This is a genomic window from Pseudomonas sp. Tul2A7 (assembly GCF_054790505.1).
In genome coordinates this window covers 6,048,726-6,066,918 of the sequence record NZ_CP186499.1, presented here as the reverse complement: position 1 = coordinate 6,066,918, position 18,193 = coordinate 6,048,726, and the positions used below count along the sequence as shown (strand labels likewise).

The following is an 18,193-nucleotide window of genomic DNA, read 5'->3' as shown; positions in this document are numbered from 1 at the left end:
CTCGCGATGCTTTTAGAATCGGGTCTGCACCGCCAACTCAAAGGTGCGCGGTGTTCCGAGGTAATACGCCGGCGACACATGCGCAAACTCGGCATACACCTCATTGGTCAGGTTACGCACGCGCCCGGTCACGGTGGTTTGCGAATCAACCTTGTAGCTGAGGAAGCTGCCGAACAAGGTGTACGACGGCACGGTCATGGTGTTGGCCGTGTCCGCATACACCGACGCCACGTACCGCGCATCCACTCCACCTTGCCATTGCGGCGAAAAATCATACGTCAGCCACAGATTGCCGACTCGATCCGGCACGTTAGTCGGCGTATTGCCCTTGCGTGAAACCACCACGCCGGCAGCATTCTTTTCGGTGAAATCATCGTACTGCGCGTCGACCCAGGCGAAGTTGCCTTCGGCCAGCAACTTGTCGGTGATCCGCAGCGAACTGGCGATTTCCACCCCTTTTGACGTCTGCTAACCGACTGGAATACTGCCGGCCGGATCCAGCGGATCAGTCACGGCGAAGTCCTTTCGCTCAATGGTGTAGGCGGCAATCGTCGCCGAGCCGCGCCCGTTCAGATAATCGAATTTGCTGCCAATCTCCCATTGCTTGCCTGTCGAGACGTCAAAGTCCTGCGTGCCATTCGGTTGCTCGGCAGCGGTGCTGTATTGCACGTAGACGTTTGCCGATGGAATGAATTGGTACGTCAGGCCAGCGCGGCCGGTGACTGGCTCCCAACTGCGCTTGAGGTGCTTGGGGTTGGCGGCGGTCACGGTGCGATGGTTGGTCACGTCGAGGTCAATGTCGTCATAGCGCAGGCCGGTGAGCAGCGACAGTTTTTCGGTCAGCGCCAGACGGTTTTCCACGAACAGTGCCTTGGTGGTGACCTCGTTGGTTTTGTCGCTGATCAGTTTTGGGTTGGTGCCGGGGATGTCGTAGAAGTGCCCCGGACGATAGTTGTTCGGATCTACCGTGCTGGCACCTTTGATGTTCAGCGGCGAGTTGGTGGTCTGGTTGACCTTGTATTCGAAGCCTCCCGACCACGTCGTGTCGAGACCGAACAGCGTGTTGTCGTGGCGCAGTTCGAACTGGTTGCCGTTCTGCTCGCCCTGATGGCGTACTTGATAGGCGGTGGAGCGGTTCACGGCGCTGTTGTCGGCGTTGTACTGGTAGGTTTCGAGATTGCGGTAATCGCGCTGGCTGTCGAGGTGATACAGCGTGTTGCGCAGGGTGGTGCTGTCGTTGATGCGGTAATCGATGATCGAGCGTACCCAGATCGTTCGCTGTTCGTAACGACCGTCCTCGACGTTGTAGTTGTTGAAGCGGTTGTGTTTATCGATCTTCAGCTCACCGGCCTTGGGGTTGAGCACGGGCGTGCCCCAGTACGGACTGTCTTCGTGTTCGTCCTGATATTCCAGTGCCAACGTGTGCGACAGATCGGGCGTGAGATCGCTGAGCAGCGAGAACGCCACGCTCCAGGCATCGCGCTCCTGGCGGTCGATGTAGCCGTTGCTGGTGTTGTGGCTGACGTCGAGTCGCGCGTAGTGCTGCACGTCGGCGCTGGGATCGGTCAGGGCATGGTTGAGGCCGAACGCGGTTTCGGTGGTGTCGTAGGTGCCGTAGCTGACCCGGCCTTCAATTGCCTGTTCATCGCGGGTGGCGAGTTTGGTCACGTAGTTCAGCGAACCGCCGACCGAGCCTGCGCCGTTGATCAGCGATGATGGGCCGCCAACCAGTTCCACGCGGTCGTAGATCCACGAATCAACTGGCCGCGCGAGGCCGCCGGAAACGTTGATGCCGTTGAACATCTGGGTAATCTGGCTGCTGGTGAAACCACGATAGGAAACGAAACCACCGAACCCCGGCGGTGCGCTGGCGTTGACCCCGGGCAAGGTGTTGGCGGCGTCCTGGAAGTTCTGTGCGCCGTGACGTTCGATGTCGTTGCGATTGGCGATGGCTACCGACGCCGGCGTGTCACGCACGCTCAAACCGAGGCGCGAGGCCATGCCGCTGGACTGGTCGAGGCTCAAGCCCGGTTCTGCGCCGGATTCGCCGTCGATGGTGATCGGCGCCAGATCCACGGTGGATTGCGCCCAGACGTTGACGGACAGGCAGCCGCACAGGCTCGCCAGCAAAGTGAGTTGTTTCATCATTGAATCCTGAATGCTTGTCTAGGAGTCAGCGCACAGGCGAACGCCGCGCGTTGGCGCAGTGGGCTGACAAATCAAAAAGGCAGAAACACTCAGGCGAGCGGTGGGGCGCGAGGGTTGGCCGAAGGCCAGGTGAAGCGGGCAGGGAGGTCGGCGCTGACGATGGGCGCCAGTGGCGGACTGTGCTGTTCCGGCAGGATCGCCAGCGTCAGGCTGGAGTTAAACGCTGGGCCCATGCCGCCGCCGACCGAGCACAGCGGGCAGCCGAACGACTTGGACAGGGTCGGCAGTTGTTCTTCGGTGGGATTGCTGGCGAGCGGCGCTTGAGTGGCCGAGTCGACTGTACAGAACTGGCCGCCGATGCCGTTGAGCTGCATGCCGACCATTTGTCCGTGACCGATGCTGCAGGCGAACACGTTGAACAGGACGCAGCAATAGAGCATCCAGGCCAGCAGTGAACGATCGGAACGGGAGAATTTCATGGGGCGGCACTTTACCGTACCGCTGATCGGTCGTGCACTTGAAAAAAATCCGACTAGGATGATTTGTTCAAATCCCTTTCCAAGGATTTCAACCATGACCTTTGTGTTGGCTCAATGGCTGGTGACAACGTTTGCGGTGATCGCCTTGATGCACGTGTATTGGGCGTTGGGTGGGCAATGGGCGGCGGCAGTCGTGGTGCCGCAGGTGCCGGTGCGCGGTTTTGTCGCAACGGTGCGGCCGGCATTCAAGCCGTCAGGCTGGCTTACATTGATCGTGGCGGCGGCTTTGCTGGTGATTGCTGCGTTGGTGTGTATGCGGGTTGGCTGGGGCATGCCGGCGGTGACACACAAGGCCTTGCAATGGGTGATCAGCGCGATTGCGCTGTTGATGTTTGCCCGGGCGATTGGTGATTCGAACCTGGTCGGGTTTTTCAAGGAAGTGAAGGATTCGCGGTTTGCGCGGCTGGATACCTGGGTGTATTCGCCGTTGTGTGCGGTGTTGGGGGCGGGGTTGTTGGCGGTGGCTTGGGTTTGAAACAGATCTGAAATCTGCGATGACTTGGCTGGCCCCTTCGCGAGCAGGCTCGCTCCCACAGTGATTTTGGGTGTTCACAGATGTGTGATTTCATCCAAAACCCTGTGGGAGCGAGCCTGCTCGCGAAAGGGCCAGTCCAGACACTGAAAACTCTGGACTAACTGCCGCTTTCAGTCCGCCGGCTACTGACCTCTGCCGGCACATCATCCCCAGCCATACGCTTGCGAAACAGCGCCGCCCGCGCCAGCAGCAAAGTAGTCACTGGTACGGTAATCGCCAGCAGAATCGGGATCAGCCAGGCATGTATGACCGGTCCGGATTTCAGCGCCGAAAAGCAGATGATCGACGCCAGTGCCACGCACCATGCGCCGAGCGTTGAAGCCAATGCCGGTGGGTGCATGCGCTGGAAGTAATCCTTCATGCGCAGTAACCCGATCGCGCCGATCAACGCAAACAGACCGCTGAGCACCAGCAGGATCGCCACCGGAATCTCGACCCACAGCGACAATTCAGCATTCATTCGATCACCTCGCCACGCAGCAGGAATTTCGCCAGGGCAAACGAGCCGACGAAGCCGAACAGCGCGATCAGCAGCGCCGCTTCGAAGTACGTGTCACTGGAATAGCGAATGCCCAGGGTCAGCATCATCAGCATGGCGACGATGTACAGGTAGTCCAGCGCCAAGACCCGATCCTGCGCCGACGGGCCTTTGAACAGGCGCACCAGGGTCAGCACCATGGCCAGCGAGAACAGGAACAGCGTCAGCAGAATCGCGTTCGACAGTAATGGGCTCATTCGAAAATCTCCATCAGCGGCCGCTCGTAGGTGCTCTTGAAGTGCTCGATGAATTGCGCTTCGTCATCCAGATCCCAGACGTGCAACAACAGAATGCTGCGATCCAGCGACAGTTCCGACCATACCGTGCCGGGCACCACCGTGCAGATCATCGCCAGAGTCGCCAGGCCGTGGGCGTCGCGCAAATCCAGCGGGACTTTGACAAAACCCGAGCGCGGAGGGCGCCGACCAGCATTGAGCACGCCCCACGCAACGATCAGGTTGGACGTCACCACATCACGGCCCACGAGCAGAAACAGGCGCAGAATCGTTCCCGGACGGCGAATGCGCACTTGTTTCGGGCGCAGTTTGCGCATCATCAACGGTGCAGCAAAACCCAGTATCGCGCCGAGCAGCAGATTGCCCGGGCTGATCGACAGGTTCAGGGTCAGCCACAGGACGCACAGTGCCAGTGACAACAACGGGGCAGGAAATACACGCTTCATGGCTGCACCTCCAGCATCGCCGATTTGGCTTCCGGGCTCGGTACGGCACGGGTGCCGAGCACCGCCATCACGTACTGCTGCGGGTTGTGCAACGCCTCGGCGGTGGCCTGGGTGTAACGCAACAGGGGTTCAGCCTTGAAGGTCAGGACGATGCTCAGTCCCAGCAACAGGAAGATCGGCGCGCATTCGAGTTTGCGCAGTAGCGGTGAAGGGCGCTCTTCGGGCGTCCAGAAGCGCTGGATGCCGAGACGCGAGAACGCCATCAGCGATGCCAGCCCGGTGAGAATCAGCAATGCCAGCAACGCCCAGGCCGCGTTGGAAATCGGCGCGCCAGTGCCCAGGCCCAGCGGATTGAGCAGCGCGCCGATCAGGCTGAGTTTGCCGATGAAGCCGGACAGCGGCGGCATGCCGATGATCAGCAGCGCGCAAGCAATGAAGCTCAGGCCGAGAAACGCCATGGTCCAAGGGATGACCTGACCGACCACGGCTTTCTGTTCGTCGTCGAGGTTGATGCCTTTGGGTGGCTGCAGGGATTCCTGTGGGCGCGGCAGCAGTTCGCTTTCATCCTCCAGCGGGATCTCGTTGGCCGAGCGCGAACGCTCGATCAACTCGGCCAGCAGGAACAGCGCACTCAACGCCAGCGTCGAGCTGACCAGATAGAACAGCGCCGCGCCGATCAGGTTCGGCTGGGCGAAACCGACGGCGGACAGCAGGATCCCGGCCGACACCAGAATGCTCAGGCTGGCCATGCGCTCCAGGCGTTGCGCGGCGAGAATCGCCAGCGCCGCGCAGGCCATGGTCGCCATGCCGCCGTAGATCAGCCAGTCGCCACCGAAGAATGCCGACGCACCGGCCTGCCCGGAAAACAACAGGGTCCACAGACGCAGCAAGGTGTAGACGCCGACCTTGGTCATGATTGCGAACATCGCCGCCACCGGCGCACTGGCCGAGGAGTAGGCCGGCACCAGCCAGAAGTTCAGCGGCCACATGCCGGCCTTGGCCAGGAACGCGACGGCGAGAATCCCGGCGCCGGCATGCAGCAAGCCACGGTCGGCTTCCGGCACCAGCGGAATCTTCAGCGCCAGATCGGCCATGTTCAGTGTGCCGGTGACCCCGTAGATCAATGCCGCACCAATCAGAAACAGCGACGAAGCGAGCAGGTTGATCGAGATGTAATGCAGCCCCGATGAGACCCGTGCCCGACCCGACCCATGCAACAACAAGCCATAAGAAGCCGCCAGCAGCACTTCGAAGAACACGAACAGGTTGAACAGGTCAGCGGTCAGGAACGCGCCGTACAGGCCCATCAACTGAATCTGGAACAGCGCGTGGAAGCTCGAACCGGCGCCGTCCCAGCGGGCCATGGCAAACAGCAGGGCGCTGACGCCGATGATCCCGGTCAGCACCAGCATCAACGCCGACAGGCGATCGACTACCAGCACAATGCCGAACGGCGCCTGCCAGTTGCCCGGCAGGTACACGCCAATGGAGCCGGGCACGCCGGTGGTCTGCGTCCATTGCAGCAGCATCACCGAAATGAACAGGCCGACGAGGCTGGAGAACAGATTGATTTTCGCCTTCAACGGTCGATGCCGCTCGCCGAGCATCAGCATGATGGCGGCGGTCAGCAGCGGCAGCAGAATCGGTGCGGCGATCAGGTGAGTCATCGCCATCATTCTTTAGGCTCCCGGCCGTCGACGTGGTCAGTACCGGTCAGGCCGCGCGAGGCGAGCAGAACGACGAGGAACAACGCGGTCATGGCGAAACTGATGACGATCGCGGTGAGTACCAGTGCCTGTGGCAGCGGGTCGGTGTAATGCAGCAAATCCTGGGTGACGCCGTCCTTGATCACCGGCTCCTTGCCGATGAACAGGCTGCCCATGCTGAAGATGAACAGGTTGACGCCGTACGACAGCAGGCACAGGCCCATGACCACCTGGAAGGTCCGTGGTCGCAGGATCAGCCAGACGCCGGACGCGGCGAGTACGCCGATGGCGATTGCGATGACTTCTTCCATCAGACGGCTCCTTTGCTGGCGACGGACTTGGGCAGCGATGCGGTCTTGTGACCCCGCACCGATTGGTGGGCGAGGGCGGTGAGGATCAACAGCGTGGAGCCGACCACCACGCCGTATACGCCAATGTCGAAGAACAACGCGCTGGCGACGTGGATGTCACCAAGCAGCGGCAAGCTGAAATGCCAGGTGTGCGTGGTGAGGAACGGATAGCCGACCAGCATTGCTCCCAGGCCGGTGGCGGTGGCGAAGAGTAATCCGGTGCCCATCCAGCGCAGCGGCCGCAGACTCATTTGCGCTTCGACCCACTGCGTACCGGCGACCATGTATTGCAGGATGAACGCCACCGACATCACCAGGCCGGCGACGAAACCGCCGCCCGGTTGATTGTGCCCGCGCATGAACAGGTAGAACGACACCACCAGCGCAATCGGCAACAACAGACGCACCAGCACCGCCGGCACCATCATGAAGCCGAGCGCGGTGTCGCTGGCCGAACGCGGGTTGACCAGATCAGTGACCACGTCTGGCGCCAGCAAGCGTTGCTGGGCTGGCAGTTGCAGGCTTTCTTTCGGCGGGCGGAAGCGCCGCAGCAGGGCGAACACGGTCAGCGCCACGGCAACCAGCACGGTGATTTCACCGAGGGTGTCGAAGCCACGGAAATCCACCAGCATCACGTTGACCACGTTGCTGCCACCGCCCTCGGGCATGGCGCGGCTGAGGTAGAACGAGGAAATGTCGTTCGGCGTCTGCCGCGTCAGCATGGCGTAGGAAAGCAGCGCCATGCCACCACCGACGGCAATCGACAGCAGCAAGTCGCGCAGACGGCGAATGCGCGCCTTGCGCAGGCTGCTTGGCAGTGGCGAGACTTCTTCGATGCGGCGTGGCAACCAGCGCAGGCCGAGCAGGATCAGCACGGTGGTCACCACTTCGACCGCCAGTTGTGTCAGGGCCAGATCGGGCGCGGAGAACCAGACGAAGGTCACGCAGGTCATCAGCCCGCAAACGCTGACCATGGTCAGAGCGGCGAGACGGTGATATTTGGCTTGCCACGCGGCGCCAAGGGCGCAGGTGATAGCCAGCAACCACAGGGTCACAAAGACGATCGAGCCGGGAATCTTCGGCCGGTCGCCCCAGCTCAGGCTGCTATGCAGCATCGGGATCAGGCCGGCGAGCACCGCCGCCAACACCATCAGGAACAATTGCATTTGCAGGCGCTTGGTGCCGAGTCGCCGCTCTGCGCGCCGGGCCATGCGCATCATCACCACCAGACTACGCTCGAACAAGCGCTTGCCATTGAAGCGCCCCACCAGTGGCGGATACTTGAAGCGCCCGCGCTTGAGCTGATTACGCAGCAACAGATAGACGACGATGCCGCCGGACATGGCGATCAGGCTCATGATCATCGGTGCGTTCAGACCGTGCCAGATCGCCAGGCTGTATTCCGGCAGTTCGCCGCCGACGACGGGCAATGCCGCTGCTGCGAGCAATGGACCGACGATTTGCGCCGGGAAAATTCCCACCAGCAAGCAAGTGAACACCAGCAGCTCGACCGGTGCACGCATCCAGCGCGGTGGCTCGTGCGGAGTGTGTGGCAGGTCAGTGGCCGGCGGGCCGAAGAACACATCGACGGTGAAACGCAGGGAATAGGCAACGCTGAATGTACCGGCGATGGTCGCGACAATGGGCAGCGCCGCTTCTACCCACGCCGTGGCATTGATGAACACGGTTTCGGCGAAGAACATTTCTTTCGACAGGAAGCCGTTAAGCAGCGGCACCCCGGCCATCGAGGCGCTGGCAACCATGGCCAGCGTCGCCGTGAACGGAATCAGTTTGATCAGACCGCTGAGTTTGCGGATATCACGGGTGCCGCTTTCGTGGTCGATGATGCCGGCGGCCATGAACAGCGAGGCTTTGAAGGTCGCGTGGTTGAGAATATGGAACACCGCTGCTACCGCCGCCAGCGGACTGTTCAGGCCCAGCAACAGGGTGATCAGACCCAGGTGGCTGATGGTCGAGTAAGCGAGCAGACCTTTGAGATCGTTCTGGAACATCGCGCAGTACGCGCCGAGTAACAGCGTACACGCGCCGGCCCCGCTGACGATGTAGAACCATTCTTCACTGCCGGACAGTGACGGCCAAAGTCGGGCGAGCAGGAACACCCCGGCCTTGACCATGGTCGCCGAGTGCAGATATGCCGAAACCGGTGTTGGCGCCGCCATTGCGTGCGGCAGCCAGAAATGGAAAGGGAACTGCGCGCTTTTGCTGAGTGCGCCGATAAGAATGAGGGGTAAAAGGATAGGGTAGAGGGCGTGTGCACGAATCATGTCGCCGGCGGCCAGGACCTTGTCGAGGTCATAGCTGCCGACGACATGGCCGAGAATCATGACCCCCGCCAGCAGGCATAACCCACCGGCACCGGTGACCATCAACGCCATGTACGCACCGCGACGGGCGTCGGCGCGGTGGTGCCAATAGCCGATCAGCAGGAACGAGAAGAGACTGGTCAGTTCCCAGAAAAACACGATCTGTATCAGATTGCCGGAGATCACCAGGCCCAGCATGGCGCCCATGAACGCCAGGAAAAACGCGAAGAAACGCGGCACCGGATCGTCCGGCGACATGTAATAACGGGCATATAAAGAGACGAGGGTGCCGATGCCCAGCACCAGCATCGAGAACAGCCAGGCGAAGCCATCCATGCGCAGAACGAAGTTCAGACCGAGGCTGGGCAGCCACATGAATTCTTCGCGGATCACGCCGCCGTGGGCAATTTGCGGGTACAACATCGCGACCTGGACGGTGCCGATCAAAGCGACCAGACCTGCCAACAGGGATTCGGTATTACGCGCGTTGTGTGGCAGCACCGCTGCCAGACAGCTGCCAATGAATGGCAGAAGCAGTAGAACTATCAGGGACATAGGCTTCTAATCTGCGGAAGTTTGTGAGGCATCATACGTGCCAGCTCCCTGATCACCAAACGCCAGGATGTCTCAGAATCCTACAAAGTAGTCTGGAATTTTCTGTTTGGCATTGTTTCAGGAAGGTCGATGTTGCTTGGAATGGCCTCATCGCGAGCAGGCTCACTCCTACATTTGGAATGCTTTCCCCTGTAGGAGTGAGCCTGCTCGCGATAGCAATAATTCAGACTGTGAAGATTTCGGAGCTTTATCCCTGTGCTTCCCGCTCCAGCTCCGCTTCGGCTTCTGCAACCTTACCCTTGGTCTTCAATTCGCTAACAATCACCGCCGCCACAATCAACCCTGCGCCCACCAGTGCAATCGCCGGCAACCGTTCCCCGGCAATCCGCCCGACAATTCCGGCCCACACCGGCTCACCGGCATATATCAGCGTCGCCCGGGTTGGCGAAACACTCTTCTGCGCCCAGTTCATCGCCACCTGAATCGCTGCACTTGCTGCGCCCAACCCCAGCGCGGTCACCAGCAGGGTCCAGGAAAAGTCCGGAATCATTTCCCCGGTCGGCACCACCAACAGGAACGACAGCACGGAAGTGGTTGCCAGTTGCACAACGGTCACCCGGCGCACATCCACCTGACCGGCATAGGTGCTGATCAGAATGATTTCGGCGGCAATGGCGATAGCGCTGATCAGCGTGGCGATTTCACCCGGACTGAAATTCAGCGCAGCCCCGGACGGCCCCGACAGCAACATCAGCCCGGTGAACGCCAGCATGATGCCAATGCTCGGCATCAACCCCGGCCGCCGCCCCAGCACCAGCCATTGCAGCAACGGCACGAACGGCACGTACAACGCGGTGATGAACGCCGATTGACTGCTCGGGATCGTTTGCAAACCGACGGTCTGCAGGCCGTAACCGAGCATGATTGCCACGCCGATGAAGGCGCCAGCCTTGAGTTCGAACAGCGTCAGTTCGCGCAGATGGCGCCATGAGAACAGTGCGACGATAGCCGCCGCAGCGGCGAAGCGCAGGCCGACAAAAAACATCGGGCCGCTGACGGTCATCGCATGCTGAACCAGCAGGAAAGTACCGCCCCAGATCATGGTGATCAGCACCAGCACGCACTCGGCTTTGCTGAAACGAGAGAAACGAAGGGGAGTGGGGGAGCTATTCTGCGACGTCATGACCTTGCGCACTATAAAAAGGAGGCCGCACAATGCGCCCAACGTTGCGCAGTATACTGCCCAACCTCACTGAGTGAGCAATATAGTGCACAAAGATTCAACGCAACGGGCGTCCGTCCTGCAACACGTCAGCCTGAATGTGCGGCGTCTACGGCATGCCGCCGACATGAGCCAGACTGCGCTGGCGGAAAAATCCGGGGTCAGCCGGCGCATGTTGGTGGCGATCGAGGCGGGTGAAAAGAACGTCAGTCTGACTACGCTTGATCGCGTCGCCGAAGCGCTTGATGTGGCGTTCAGCGATCTGATCCAGGCGCCGGATGCCCGCGATCCAAGCCGCATCAACGAGGTGGCATGGGCAGGAACCCACCCGGGCAGCAAAGCGGTGTTGCTCTCCAAAGCCACGGCGACCCGCGAAGTCGAGCAATGGGAATGGTGTCTGCAACCCGGCGAGGTCTACCCGTCGCAAGCGGATGCCGAGGGCTGGAGCGAGCAGATTTTCGTCTTTGCAGGTTGCCTGACCCTGATGCTCGGCGATCAGCCGCAACACATCGGCACAGGCGAGTTCTTCATGTTTGCCAGTAACCAACCGCATTCCTATCGCAACGATGGGGATGTGGCGGCGCGGTTTGTGCGTAATGTGGTGATTTGAATGAGTCAGAGCGCAGACATCCTGATTATCGGTGGTGGCCTCAGTGGCTCGATGCTGGCGGTGCAATTATTGCGTCTGCCTGGCCGGCGCAAGGTCCTGATCGTTGAACCGCGTGCGGAACTGGGACGGGGCGAGGCGTACAGCGCTGTCGAGTTGGGTCACACACTCAATGGCAACGCCGCACGCATGAGCGTCGATCCGGATAATCCGGATGACCTGACGCAATGGCTGACCGAGCACATTGCCGGTGGCGGCTGGCCGGAGTCTGCCGAGCAGAATGTGCCGATCAGTGAACTGTTTCCGCCGCGTGGGTTGTTCGGCGTCTATGTGCAGCAGCGCCTGGGTGAAGCGCGCAGAGTAGGGGCGCTGCATGACTCAAGTGTTGAGCACATTCGAGCGGAGGTCGTCGATCTGCAAGTTGACACCGACTCGGTGCAGCTGACGCTGAGCAATGGTCAGGCACTGCGCGGTGGCTACGCTGTCCTGGCGACTGGAATGTTCCCTGCCGCGCGAACCCCGCAGAAAACCTCCAGCGGCCTCAACGCCGCCGCGCTCGATCCTTGGGATGTCGCGGCCATGCGCCAACTCGATCGGCAATCGACGGTGCTCATCATCGGCTCCGGCCTGACCATGGTCGATGCTGTGGTGTCGCTGGAACAGGCCGGGCATCGCGGACCGATCGAGGTGTTTTCACGGCACGGGTTGCTGCCCCATGTGCGCCGACAGCCGCCGGCCTGGGTGGATTTTCTTGGCGCCGATCACAGTATTCGTACGCCACGGCAGTTATTGCGCGAATTGCGTCGGCAATGCCAGGCAGCCATCGCGCAAGGTATCGATTGGCAGGCGCCACTGGACACGGTTCGGGTGCACATCGCCCGGCTGTGGAGTCAGGCGACTGACCGGCAGCGTCGACAATTCGTACGGCATGTACGGCCGTGGTGGGAAAGTCATCATCACCGTTCGCCGCCGATGAGTGCGGCGCTGGTTGAGCGTCTTTATAAAGAAGGGCGATTGCGTATTCAGGCAGCTTCGTTCAAAGGGCTTGAGCCAAGTCCGGACGGTGGCGTCCGTATTCGCATTCGGCGGCGCGGAGAGTCGGAAACCTGCGTGGTGCAAGGTGCCGCATTGATCAATTCCAGTGGAATTGAATACGACTGGCGCCGGGTGGCGCGACCGTTGCCGCAGCAGGTGCTGGCGCGGGGTCTGGTGCAGCCGGGACCGTTGGCGTTGGGGATTGCGGCGGCGGTGGATGGTGCGGTGCTGGATGCCGAGGGGCGCGTGGCAAGCCGATTGTTTGCGATGGGGCCACCGTTGCGCGGGATGTGGTGGGAGAGTACGGCAGTGACGGATGTGGCGTTGCAGGCCAAGGCTTTGGCGGTGCGGTTGGTGGGATAAGGTTGGTGGTGTTCTTTCGGGCCTCTTCGCGAGCAGGGGGACTGTGGTTGTAAATACCCTTTGCGCCACACACCAGAACTTGTGGGAGCGAGCCTGCTCGCGAAAGCGGTGAGTCAGTCGACATCCACAGCGACTGACGTACCGCTATCGCGAGCGGGCTCGCTCCTACATGTGTTGCGTGGTAACCGAAAGAGTTACGCCACCACTCGATAACACGGCACATACGCCGCGCCGCCCGGCAGTTTCATCCGGTGCTGGGCGACGAAAGCTTTGAGCAGTGCGTCGAGCGGTTGCATGATCGCTGCATCACCACGGATCTGGTACGGCCCGTGTTCTTCGATCAGGCGAATGCCCTTGTCCTTGACGTTGCCAGCGACGATGCCCGAGAACGCCCGGCGCAGGTTGGCCGCGAGTTCGTGCGGTGGCTGGTCGCGGTGCAGTTTGAGGTTGGCCATGTTTTCGTGGGTCGGATCGAACGGGCGCTGGAAGCCTTCGTCGATTTTCAGCAGCCAGTTGAAGTGGAACGCGTCGTTGCGCTCGCGGCGGAACTGCTTAACCGCTTTCAGGCCTTGCGTCATCTGCCGCGCCACTTCGGCCGGGTCGTCGATGATGATTTCGTAGTGCTGCTTGGCTGCTTCACCTAGGGTGGCGGTGACGAAGGCGTCGAGCTGTTCCAGATACGGCGCCGCATGTTTCGGTCCGGTGAGGACCACCGGGAACGGCAGGCCTTTATTGTCAGGGTGCATCAGGATGCCCAACAGGTAGAGGAACTCTTCCGCCGTACCGGCACCGCCCGGGAAGATGATGATGCCGTGGCCAACGCGGACGAAGGCTTCCAGACGTTTTTCGATGTCCGGCAGGATCACCAGCTCGTTGACGATCGGGTTCGGCGCTTCGGCGGCGATGATGCCCGGCTCGGTCAAACCGAGGTAGCGACCGCCGTGGATGCGCTGTTTGGCGTGGGCAATGGTTGCGCCTTTCATCGGGCCTTTCATCACGCCGGGGCCACAACCGGTGCAGATGTCGAGACTGCGCAGGCCCAGTTCGTGGCCGACTTTCTTGGTGTATTTGTATTCTTCGGTGTTGATCGAATGACCGCCCCAGCACACGACGATCTTCGGCTCGACGCCCGGGCGCAGGGTGCGCGCGTTGCGCAGCAGGTGGAAAACGTAGTCGCTGATGCCTTGCGAGGTGGTCAGGTCGATACGTTGGCTGTCGAGTTCGTTTTCGGTGTAGACGATGTCGCGCAGGGCGCTGAACAGCATTTCGCGGGTGCTGGCGATCATTTCGCCGTCGACGAAGGCGTCGGCCGGAGCGTTCAGCAGCTCCAGGCGTACGCCGCGATCCTGTTGGTGAATGCGGATTTCGAAGTCCTTGTAGGCTTCAAGGATGGTCTTGGCGTTATCGACATGGGCGCCGGTGTTGAGGATGGCCAGGGCGCACTGGCGGAAGAGGGTGTAGGTGCTGCCGGATCCGGCTTCGCTCAGTTGCTGAACTTCACGTTGAGAAAGGGTTTCCAGGCTGCCTTTCGGGCTGACCGAGGCATTGATTACGTGTCGTTGGGTCATGCAATGATCCTTAAAACGATGTCATCTCAAGACTAGGCGATGGCATCCGAATAGTGTGTATCCATGAATGAAGATGGCACGATCTGCGCTATACCGCCATGTCCCCGTTGGACGCTGAAAAGATGAAAAGGAGCCCCAGCATAGCTAAATCCGCGCTAGAGGCGATAATGCGCCGGCCGGTTTTTTCAGTTAGCCCTTTTGTCGCTCAAGGAAGTCATTTGTGATGTTCGAGATTCAGCCGATGGACGCCGCCACCTTTCGCCAGCAGACGCGACGCAGCACGATCATCATCGCCGTGCTGTTCCTGGTGCTGGCGATGCTGTTTTCCAGCGTGGCGGTGGCGCTGTTCGGCGAGCCCGGCGGCGATAACCTGCGCTTCAATGTCGGCGGGGTGTTTGTCGCATTTCTGCTGACCGCTGCGTTATTGCGCGGGCGCTTCTGGAATCAGAGCTGGATGGCGCCAGCGGTGTACAGCTGGCGACTCAAGCGCAATCTGATGAGCATCACCAATGTGATGCATCAGGTGACGGCGGCGGTGGAGCAGAACGATCCGACGGCGATGAAGGTTCTACGCTTCTACCATCTGGGATTGACGCAAATGCACGAACTGGACGGTAACTCCAGCGATCACGGGCAGTTGTGGCGCGAAGCCGAAGCGCACAAGGAACGGATGCAGGCGCAGGGACTCGATACCGAGCAGACGCGCCTGGATCGGGCCTGGCTGGAGGCGTTGAAGCCAACTTCGCGCTGAAACGTCCGCAGTACAAGTTTCAGCCAAAGATCAGTGAGCGATGAGTACCTGCACCGGCGCGGGCCCCATCGCCAACTGCCAGCGCTACTGAACCGGCGGCCAATGCCGCATCTCCGCAGGCAAATACGCCGGCGACGCTGGTTTGTTGTGTCGCGTCAGTCTGAATAAACGCTCCCATCGGGCCATCCTCGAATGTACATCCCAATTGTTCAGCCAGCGGGCTGGCCATGCGTGTGCGTGGCATGGCGAACAGGCCTGCAACAGCGATGACCTGACCATCGCTGAGTACCACGTCCGCACGCTCGCCACGGATGTGACTGACCGGCCGGGTTTCCAGGGTTACACCGCGGCGATCCAGTTCCGTCAATTGCTCGGCATCCGGCTCGAACACGCCGTTGGTGAAGAACGTGGTCGGGCCCCAATCCGGCAGTAGCAGGGCGTGATGAATCGACATCGGTGACGTCGCCAATACGCCGATCGCGTCTTGATTCAGTTCATAACCGTGGCAGTACGGGCAATGAAAAACGCTTTGCCCCCAGCGTTGCCTGAGGCCGTCGATGTCCGGCAACTCGTCGATGACGCCTGAGGCCAGGATCAGTCGCTTGGCGCTGAGCCATTGGCCGCTCTCTGTGCGCAAATCGAATCCGCTGTCAGTCCGAGTCGCTTCAACTGCTGTATCCGTTAGCCATTGCACGCTGGGGTAAGCCAGTAATTGTGCGCGTGCTTCGTCAGCAATTTGCCCCGGTGCACGTCCATCCTGGCCGAGGAAACCGTGGGATGTTTCGGCAAAACGGTTGCGTCGCAGGCCCGAATCCAGCACCAACACATTGCGTCGGGCGCGGGCCAGTTGCAGGCCGGCGGACAGCCCGGCATAGCTGCCGCCAACGATGATGACGTCGTACACCATGAGCGAAGCTCCTCTTGAATTTTCAGAGCACACCGTAAGTTACGAGAAATATTGCTGTCAATAGTCTCGTAACTTCAGACCTTGCAAGTGATACTCGGCGCATCTTCGCAACGGCTTGAAAAAAGGATCATCGATGAGAAACGACACGCGGTTATCGCGCATGCTCCATGTGTTGATTCACATGGCCCGCCATGAAAAGCGCGCGACCTCGGAAACCATCGCCGGCATGCTTGGCACCAACCCGGTGGTGGTGCGGCGCACCATGGGTTTGCTCAAGGAGCAGGGTTTTGTGACGTCAGAGAAGGGCCATCAGGGAGGCTGGGCGCTGGCCAAACCGCTGGCGCAGATCACCCTGCTGGATATCCACCAGGCGTTGGGCACGCAGTCGATTTTTTCCATCGGCCTGTCGACGGATCACCCGGAGTGTCTGGTCGAGCAAGCGGTGAACGCCGCACTGACCCGCACTTTCGATGAGGCGCAGGCACTGTTGCTGTCGCGGTTGGGCGGCATCACCCTGGCGGACCTGGCAGCGGATTTCGAGGCCCGCTTCAAGTCAGTCGGCGAGGATAATTAAAGCGGCGAGGCGGCGCGACGATGTTTCCATGAGCGAATTGCCCGCCCGTACACCAACAGGTTGACCGCCAGCACCACGCTGCCGAGCGCCAGTTGAATCTGCGGGGTGAGCCCGGCCGGATAGATGATCGGCCAGATGTAATGCTCGATGAAGCCGCCGGCATATTCGGTCTGCCCGGCGGCGTGACGCATAAGGTTTTCCCAGTACGTCAGCGGGCAGGTCAGATGCAGCACCTCGACCGCCACGCCCCAAGCCGCAGCCGGCAAATGCAGCCACATCAATCGCGGCCATTTGAGGACCAGCAGCCCGCCAAACAGCACGAACAGAATGAATGACAAATGAAACAGCACCAGCCCGTCGGCTGCGATTCGGTACAGCATGTCGTCTCCCTGACGCGGTTGTGAATGGCGCTATGTTACGCCGCTCAGGGCATTAAAGGTCAGTGCGAAAATCCGCGAATTGCGCGCGCATCCGGCCGATTTCCCACAAGTGCGCAAGATTGTTCAAGCCAGATAGGCGAAATGGCTGGCACAGTCTTCGACCGTTTTCCTGGTTGAAGAACGTTTATGTCTGATTCAGTTATGCCGCGCAGTGCGTTCCTTCGCGGCGCTGCGGCGATCATGCCGTTGTCTCTGGCCACCGCGCCTTGGGGGCTGCTGGCCGGCTCCATGGCGATCGAAGCCAACCTCACGCCGCTGCAAGGGCAGGGCTTGTCGAGCATCGTGTTTGCCGGTGCGGCGCAGTTGGTGGCGATCGGCATGCTCAAGGGCGGTGAGGGGATCTTCTCGATTCTGCTGACCACGCTGCTGCTGACCTCGCAGCACTTGCTCTATGGCATGAGCATGCGCTCAGTGATTGCGCCGCTGCCGGGGCGCTGGCGCATAGGTCTGGGCTTTTTACTCACCGATGAGTTGTTTGCACTGACCAGTCAGCATGACCGCCAGCAGTTCAACCGCTGGTATGCGCTGGGCGTCGGCCTGACGTTCTACATCGCGTGGAATCTGTTCACTCTCGCCGGTATTGTCCTCGGCAGCAGCATTCCGGGGCTTGAGCACTTGGGGCTGGATTTCTCGATTGCCGCCACGTTTATCGCGTTGATCACGCCGGTTGTGCGTAACGTACCGACGCTGGTGTGTGTGGCGGTGTCGCTGTTTTGTTCGGTGCTGTTCAGTTACTGGCAATGGGGTTCGGCGCTGGTGTTGTCCGGACTGGCCGGAATGATCGCCGGGTTTATCTGCAACAAGCTGTATCGGGAGCGCACATGATGGTTTGGGCGGTGATTTTTGGTATGGGGCTTCTGGTGTTTCTCAACCGCTACGTGTTTCTCGAACCGCGTTTGCCGGTGCGTCTGAGTAGCAATGCGCGACAGTTTCTCGGGTTTGCGGTACCGGGGATGCTCACTGCGATCTGTGGGCCGATTGTCTTCATGCCCGACAAACAGCTGAATCTGCAGTGGGACAATCCTTACCTGCTTAGTTCGCTGGTGGCGATCGCTCTGGTGATCTACACGCGCAGTACTTTGCTCAGCATGTTGTTGAGCATGGCGTTCTTCTTTTTGCTGCGCTGGTGGCTGTAAGTTGTCTGTTCTACGCTTCAGGGATGAAAGGTTACTGATCACGGGAGGTGCACATGGCGACTGAGCAAAAGCATCCAGAGACGGATGACGAAGACACGGATGAACCGACGCAAGAAGAAATAGAGCGGGAGAAGCACAAGGAGCAGACCTGGAAGCACGATGATGGCCGAGAGCTTTCCGATCCTGACCGCAAGTTTTGAGTGACTTCTACGA

The 18,193-nt window shown here is 60.4% G+C and carries 19 protein-coding genes and 1 pseudogene; 8 read left to right on the top strand and 12 right to left on the bottom strand.

What is annotated here, in order from left to right; genetic code table 11:
• Positions 1-12 precede the first annotated feature (12 nt).
• Positions 13-2,145: pseudogene (locus tag ACOYXJ_RS26920) on the bottom strand (TonB-dependent receptor).
• Positions 2,146-2,237: 92 nt separating this feature from the next.
• On the bottom strand, positions 2,238-2,627 hold the full coding sequence (locus tag ACOYXJ_RS26915) for a DUF2946 domain-containing protein (RefSeq protein WP_460372547.1): 390 nt from the start codon (positions 2,625-2,627) through the stop codon (positions 2,238-2,240).
• A 94-nt stretch (positions 2,628-2,721) separates the two neighbouring features.
• On the opposite strand from ACOYXJ_RS26915, the gene ACOYXJ_RS26910 reads away from it, so the two are divergent.
• The gene (locus tag ACOYXJ_RS26910) at positions 2,722-3,162 is read left to right on the top strand and encodes a DUF3995 domain-containing protein (protein ID WP_007910751.1); all 441 of its coding nucleotides are present in this window, start codon (positions 2,722-2,724) and stop codon (positions 3,160-3,162) included.
• A gap of 157 nt (positions 3,163-3,319) precedes the next feature.
• On the opposite strand, the gene ACOYXJ_RS26905 is transcribed toward ACOYXJ_RS26910, so the two are convergent.
• The 7 genes from ACOYXJ_RS26905 to ACOYXJ_RS26875 all read right to left on the bottom strand — a co-directional run bounded on the left by ACOYXJ_RS26905 (position 3,320) and on the right by ACOYXJ_RS26875 (position 10,560).
• Positions 3,320-3,682 carry a Na+/H+ antiporter subunit G gene (locus ACOYXJ_RS26905; protein ID WP_016982998.1) on the bottom strand — a complete coding sequence of 121 codons (363 nt, stop codon included), beginning with the start codon at positions 3,680-3,682 and terminating at the stop codon, positions 3,320-3,322.
• The gene (locus tag ACOYXJ_RS26900; RefSeq protein WP_007910754.1) at positions 3,679-3,957 is read right to left on the bottom strand and encodes a K+/H+ antiporter subunit F; all 279 of its coding nucleotides are present in this window, start codon (positions 3,955-3,957) and stop codon (positions 3,679-3,681) included. Before ACOYXJ_RS26900 ends, ACOYXJ_RS26905 begins: the two co-directional genes overlap by 4 nt.
• Positions 3,954-4,442: a Na+/H+ antiporter subunit E gene (locus tag ACOYXJ_RS26895; protein WP_460372545.1), complete on the bottom strand. Its 489-nt coding sequence runs from the start codon at positions 4,440-4,442 to the stop codon at positions 3,954-3,956. The genes ACOYXJ_RS26900 and ACOYXJ_RS26895 overlap by 4 nt, the downstream gene beginning before the upstream one ends.
• Positions 4,439-6,118 carry a monovalent cation/H+ antiporter subunit D gene (locus ACOYXJ_RS26890; protein ID WP_460372543.1) on the bottom strand — a complete coding sequence of 560 codons (1,680 nt, stop codon included), beginning with the start codon at positions 6,116-6,118 and terminating at the stop codon, positions 4,439-4,441. The genes ACOYXJ_RS26895 and ACOYXJ_RS26890 overlap by 4 nt, the downstream gene beginning before the upstream one ends.
• On the bottom strand, positions 6,115-6,459 hold the full coding sequence (locus ACOYXJ_RS26885) for a Na+/H+ antiporter subunit C (RefSeq protein ID WP_007910763.1): 345 nt from the start codon (positions 6,457-6,459) through the stop codon (positions 6,115-6,117). Before ACOYXJ_RS26885 ends, ACOYXJ_RS26890 begins: the two co-directional genes overlap by 4 nt.
• Positions 6,459-9,377, bottom strand: a complete 2,919-nt coding sequence (locus tag ACOYXJ_RS26880; RefSeq protein WP_460372541.1) for a monovalent cation/H+ antiporter subunit A — start codon at positions 9,375-9,377, stop codon at positions 6,459-6,461. The genes ACOYXJ_RS26885 and ACOYXJ_RS26880 overlap by 1 nt, the downstream gene beginning before the upstream one ends.
• Positions 9,378-9,624: 247 nt before the next feature.
• Entirely contained in the window at positions 9,625-10,560 is a 936-nt protein-coding gene (locus ACOYXJ_RS26875; RefSeq protein WP_150794649.1) for a DMT family transporter, read from the bottom strand.
• 85 nt (positions 10,561-10,645) lie between these two features.
• Between ACOYXJ_RS26875 and ACOYXJ_RS26870 the strand changes: the two genes are divergently transcribed.
• Together ACOYXJ_RS26870 and ACOYXJ_RS26865 are read left to right on the top strand one after the other, a co-directional pair.
• Complete coding sequence (locus tag ACOYXJ_RS26870) at positions 10,646-11,209, top strand: helix-turn-helix domain-containing protein (protein WP_150794648.1); 564 nt, start codon at positions 10,646-10,648, stop codon at positions 11,207-11,209.
• Complete coding sequence (locus ACOYXJ_RS26865) at positions 11,210-12,604, top strand: FAD/NAD(P)-binding protein (RefSeq protein ID WP_460372539.1); 1,395 nt, start codon at positions 11,210-11,212, stop codon at positions 12,602-12,604. It begins immediately after the preceding gene.
• 194 nt (positions 12,605-12,798) lie between these two features.
• Here the strand turns inward: ACOYXJ_RS26865 and ppnN are convergent, their stop codons facing one another.
• Complete coding sequence (gene ppnN / locus ACOYXJ_RS26860) at positions 12,799-14,172, bottom strand: nucleotide 5'-monophosphate nucleosidase PpnN (RefSeq protein ID WP_150794646.1); 1,374 nt, start codon at positions 14,170-14,172, stop codon at positions 12,799-12,801.
• 223 nt (positions 14,173-14,395) lie between these two features.
• Here ppnN and ACOYXJ_RS26855 point away from each other — a divergent pair, with 223 nt between their 5' ends.
• Entirely contained in the window at positions 14,396-14,923 is a 528-nt protein-coding gene (locus tag ACOYXJ_RS26855) for a DUF3087 domain-containing protein (protein ID WP_150794645.1), read from the top strand.
• 19 nt (positions 14,924-14,942) lie between these two features.
• On the opposite strand, the gene ACOYXJ_RS26850 is transcribed toward ACOYXJ_RS26855, so the two are convergent.
• The gene (locus ACOYXJ_RS26850; protein WP_460372536.1) at positions 14,943-15,830 is read right to left on the bottom strand and encodes an NAD(P)/FAD-dependent oxidoreductase; all 888 of its coding nucleotides are present in this window, start codon (positions 15,828-15,830) and stop codon (positions 14,943-14,945) included.
• 133 nt (positions 15,831-15,963) lie between these two features.
• Between ACOYXJ_RS26850 and ACOYXJ_RS26845 the strand changes: the two genes are divergently transcribed.
• Complete coding sequence (locus ACOYXJ_RS26845; protein WP_095120329.1) at positions 15,964-16,404, top strand: Rrf2 family transcriptional regulator; 441 nt, start codon at positions 15,964-15,966, stop codon at positions 16,402-16,404.
• On the opposite strand, the gene ACOYXJ_RS26840 is transcribed toward ACOYXJ_RS26845, so the two are convergent.
• Entirely contained in the window at positions 16,401-16,784 is a 384-nt protein-coding gene (locus ACOYXJ_RS26840) for a DUF2784 domain-containing protein (RefSeq protein ID WP_460372534.1), read from the bottom strand. The two genes, ACOYXJ_RS26845 and ACOYXJ_RS26840, sit on opposite strands and share 4 nt — an antisense overlap.
• Positions 16,785-16,970: 186 nt before the next feature.
• On the opposite strand from ACOYXJ_RS26840, the gene ACOYXJ_RS26835 reads away from it, so the two are divergent.
• Genes ACOYXJ_RS26835 through ACOYXJ_RS26825 form a run of 3 tightly spaced genes read left to right on the top strand, consistent with a single transcriptional unit; the run spans position 16,971 to position 18,180 of the window.
• A complete protein-coding gene (locus ACOYXJ_RS26835) occupies positions 16,971-17,669 on the top strand; it encodes an AzlC family ABC transporter permease (RefSeq protein ID WP_460372533.1) in 699 nt (232 codons plus the stop codon).
• A complete protein-coding gene (locus ACOYXJ_RS26830; RefSeq protein ID WP_162835977.1) occupies positions 17,669-17,980 on the top strand; it encodes an AzlD domain-containing protein in 312 nt (103 codons plus the stop codon). Before ACOYXJ_RS26835 ends, ACOYXJ_RS26830 begins: the two co-directional genes overlap by 1 nt.
• Before the next feature lie 53 nt (positions 17,981-18,033).
• Positions 18,034-18,180 (top strand): hypothetical protein, encoded by a 147-nt coding sequence (locus ACOYXJ_RS26825; protein ID WP_176470073.1) that lies wholly within the window; start codon positions 18,034-18,036, stop codon positions 18,178-18,180.
• The last annotated feature ends 13 nt before the right edge of the window (positions 18,181-18,193 follow it).

What these genes read in the sequence shown, in the direction of transcription:
- ACOYXJ_RS26915 (WP_460372547.1), bottom strand. Translation starts at nt 2,627, where the DNA reads ATGAAATTCTCCCGTTCCGATCGTTCACTGCTGGCCTGGATGCTCTAT.
- ACOYXJ_RS26910 (WP_007910751.1), top strand. Translation starts at nt 2,722, where the DNA reads ATGACCTTTGTGTTGGCTCAATGGCTGGTGACAACGTTTGCGGTGATC.
- ACOYXJ_RS26905 (WP_016982998.1), bottom strand. Translation starts at nt 3,682, where the DNA reads ATGAATGCTGAATTGTCGCTGTGGGTCGAGATTCCGGTGGCGATCCTG.
- ACOYXJ_RS26900 (WP_007910754.1), bottom strand. Translation starts at nt 3,957, where the DNA reads ATGAGCCCATTACTGTCGAACGCGATTCTGCTGACGCTGTTCCTGTTC.
- ACOYXJ_RS26895 (WP_460372545.1), bottom strand. Translation starts at nt 4,442, where the DNA reads ATGAAGCGTGTATTTCCTGCCCCGTTGTTGTCACTGGCACTGTGCGTC.
- ACOYXJ_RS26890 (WP_460372543.1), bottom strand. Translation starts at nt 6,118, where the DNA reads ATGATGGCGATGACTCACCTGATCGCCGCACCGATTCTGCTGCCGCTG.
- ACOYXJ_RS26885 (WP_007910763.1), bottom strand. Translation starts at nt 6,459, where the DNA reads ATGGAAGAAGTCATCGCAATCGCCATCGGCGTACTCGCCGCGTCCGGC.
- ACOYXJ_RS26880 (WP_460372541.1), bottom strand. Translation starts at nt 9,377, where the DNA reads ATGTCCCTGATAGTTCTACTGCTTCTGCCATTCATTGGCAGCTGTCTG.
- ACOYXJ_RS26875 (WP_150794649.1), bottom strand. Translation starts at nt 10,560, where the DNA reads ATGACGTCGCAGAATAGCTCCCCCACTCCCCTTCGTTTCTCTCGTTTC.
- ACOYXJ_RS26865 (WP_460372539.1), top strand. Translation starts at nt 11,210, where the DNA reads ATGAGTCAGAGCGCAGACATCCTGATTATCGGTGGTGGCCTCAGTGGC.
- ppnN (WP_150794646.1), bottom strand. Translation starts at nt 14,172, where the DNA reads ATGACCCAACGACACGTAATCAATGCCTCGGTCAGCCCGAAAGGCAGC.
- ACOYXJ_RS26855 (WP_150794645.1), top strand. Translation starts at nt 14,396, where the DNA reads ATGTTCGAGATTCAGCCGATGGACGCCGCCACCTTTCGCCAGCAGACG.
- ACOYXJ_RS26850 (WP_460372536.1), bottom strand. Translation starts at nt 15,830, where the DNA reads ATGGTGTACGACGTCATCATCGTTGGCGGCAGCTATGCCGGGCTGTCC.
- ACOYXJ_RS26845 (WP_095120329.1), top strand. Translation starts at nt 15,964, where the DNA reads ATGAGAAACGACACGCGGTTATCGCGCATGCTCCATGTGTTGATTCAC.
- ACOYXJ_RS26840 (WP_460372534.1), bottom strand. Translation starts at nt 16,784, where the DNA reads ATGCTGTACCGAATCGCAGCCGACGGGCTGGTGCTGTTTCATTTGTCA.
- ACOYXJ_RS26835 (WP_460372533.1), top strand. Translation starts at nt 16,971, where the DNA reads ATGTCTGATTCAGTTATGCCGCGCAGTGCGTTCCTTCGCGGCGCTGCG.
- ACOYXJ_RS26830 (WP_162835977.1), top strand. Translation starts at nt 17,669, where the DNA reads ATGGTTTGGGCGGTGATTTTTGGTATGGGGCTTCTGGTGTTTCTCAAC.
- ACOYXJ_RS26825 (WP_176470073.1), top strand. Translation starts at nt 18,034, where the DNA reads ATGGCGACTGAGCAAAAGCATCCAGAGACGGATGACGAAGACACGGAT.